Annotated in this window: 4 protein-coding genes; all 4 read right to left on the minus strand. The window is 41.2% G+C overall.

Going from position 1 to position 2267, the window contains the following annotated elements:
• Positions 1-257, minus strand: a 257-nt coding sequence (locus Q0212_RS02820; protein WP_297921901.1) for a hypothetical protein, incomplete at its 3' end; no start/stop codon positions are given.
• A 105-nt stretch (positions 258-362) separates the two neighbouring features.
• On the minus strand, positions 363-626 hold the full coding sequence (locus tag Q0212_RS02825; RefSeq protein ID WP_297921904.1) for a DUF551 domain-containing protein: 264 nt from the start codon (positions 624-626) through the stop codon (positions 363-365).
• 106 nt (positions 627-732) lie between these two features.
• Positions 733-1338, minus strand: a complete 606-nt coding sequence (locus Q0212_RS02830) for a hypothetical protein (protein WP_297921907.1) — start codon at positions 1336-1338, stop codon at positions 733-735.
• 122 nt (positions 1339-1460) lie between these two features.
• A complete protein-coding gene (locus Q0212_RS02835; protein ID WP_297921910.1) occupies positions 1461-2216 on the minus strand; it encodes a hypothetical protein in 756 nt (251 codons plus the stop codon).
• Positions 2217-2267: the final 51 nt, after the last annotated feature.

Below are 2267 nucleotides of genomic sequence, written 5' to 3' on the forward strand. Positions count from 1 at the left end.
TCTTCATCTGTTTTTAACCCACTTGGTATAACACAAATTTTTCCTTTTATTCTCTTTTCAACAGCCAAAGGCATTTTTTTTATTAAATCAAATAATTCCTCCTCAATCGGCTCAAGTTTTTTGTCCAAAGCAATATATTCTTCGGTTACAATAATTTTAGGCGCACGTTGCCAGTCCTGTCTTGCTTCCAAATATTTGCGCTTTTCGCGCTTTACAATTTTTGTTTGCTCTGTAAAAAAATCAAAAGAAACTTGCATTGTTTTACCTCCAAACCTAACTTTCGCATCAACAGCGACAAGTACCTAGCCGCTTACAATGCAAATTAAAATATCCTTGTGGGTACTTGCGCGTTATGCGAGTAGTTAGACCTTAGTTAGCAAGTCCAACTCGAATGGGTCAACACCCCCAACAATTGAGGGAGGCTCAGGTAATGGCATCCAATGGGTAATTTTTTCTAGCTTGTCTCTATGTACATCAATCCAATACGGGGCAGGCGTTTTAATGTATTTGCCTAACGTGTTGTAATGCTTACCATCAAAAACATACGAAACTAGCACCCATGCGCTGCCATAAACACTATCTATTCCAACTTCGGGCAACTTTTCATTTACATCAATCCAGTTCATCTTAACCACCTCTGCGGTCTAACATCACAATCAAGCAGGAACGCACCCTAGCTGACTACTACGTTAATTAAGTTTTAAAAGAGGGCGCGTCCTCTTATTGTTAGTGTTAGGCATTACCTGCCCACTGTTCAGCCATCGCTTTTGCAATCCCCTCAAATGTCTTACTTCTAACTTTCCTACGTTCATCGGGTGGCAACTTAAAAGCATCAGCAAACCACTTAGGTCTAGTTTTACCACTTTTATGTGTTATAAACTCACCTTTTCCAACAATGTTTGTTGGTTGAAGCGGCGGCAGTCCTTTTAACCATAAACAAGTTGTTTTTTGTGCTTCATGCCCGAACTGCCACGGTTGAATCTTTTGGTCAGGCTTTCGCCATATCGTTGACATAATACCAACAGGATTTTCAATAGCTATTTTTTCACATTTAGCGTTTGCAAATAACATGAAAAAATCAATACTCGCTTTTTGCCGCCCATCTTTACGTTTTTGCTCAAACCATGCTGCCCCGCTCACGGCTAAATCGGTACAAGGAGGAAATGCAATAATCATATCCCAATCTTGTTGTAACAACTCAGTTACATCTTGCTGTAAGTGCCATTCAGGATGGCCACCTGAGCAAGGCTGAATATCGCAAGAATAAGCCTCATGCCCTAACTTTCTAAACTCTTTACAAACTGCTTGCGATTCTTCACAAGCTAATAAAACGCGCATTGCCTAACTCCTGCGTCAAGTGCGATAACGCCCCATGCTGTCATTGCACTTTTTGACGTTATCGTGTAAGTTTTGTTAAAAATATTTGTAGGGCGTTACGCCTTACGCGGTTTAGTTAGAGTTCAATCCCCATCATAGCAGCCACATGGCATGGCCGACTCGTACATATCGTTAAACATAGAAGTTTGTCGCAATAAATCAGACCAAGCAAATCGTCTGCCAAGCCCTTTAATTGTCGTTAATTCTGCGTTTGCCTCCATTCTTAGCGCACGCTCTGCTAAATGAGGGTAAAGCGCGTTTAATTCCATAATCTCATGCGGCCTCATGTTAGGGCAAAAAAAGCATGAAGATTTAGAAGGCAATGGTAAGCCTTCTTTCTTAATCTCGCTTATGCACTCATCTCGCCCCCATCCCCACTCAATTAGCGGAAATTCTACTTTGTACTTTGCATCGTCATAATCCTTTGCCCTATGTGCTTCGTCAGCATCAAAACCAATTAACTTGGTTATCTTCTCTCCACGCTTCCAAGCCGCTATTGCGTCAGGATGGTTATTCAAAAACTTATCAACTGGTTGCGTTTTGTATTTCTGCGAGCAGGTTTTAAATCCATAAGCAACAGATGGCAATGCTTTTTGTTTTAGCAAGTCATCTTCTAGCGTTAAAACATCACCGTTTTTGTCAACTTTCTTAACTATCGTAATTTTTGGGAAGTCAATCATCCGCAAATATTCTTGCATCAACTCAATATGCGCGTATGTGTGCGGACGTTCCGCTCCAGTATCCGCCATCACAATCAAATCAGGCGTTATATTTCTTGCAGCCAATCCCACAATCATCGCTGTTGTGTTTGTTCCTGCGCCGTAGCATAAAACTATCATCGTTAATCAACCCTAACTCTACGTCAAGTGCGACAAATACCCAGCCAACAA

The sequence above is a fragment of the uncultured Agitococcus sp. genome (assembly GCF_937920075.1).
Lineage (GTDB): Bacteria > Pseudomonadota > Gammaproteobacteria > Pseudomonadales > Moraxellaceae > Agitococcus.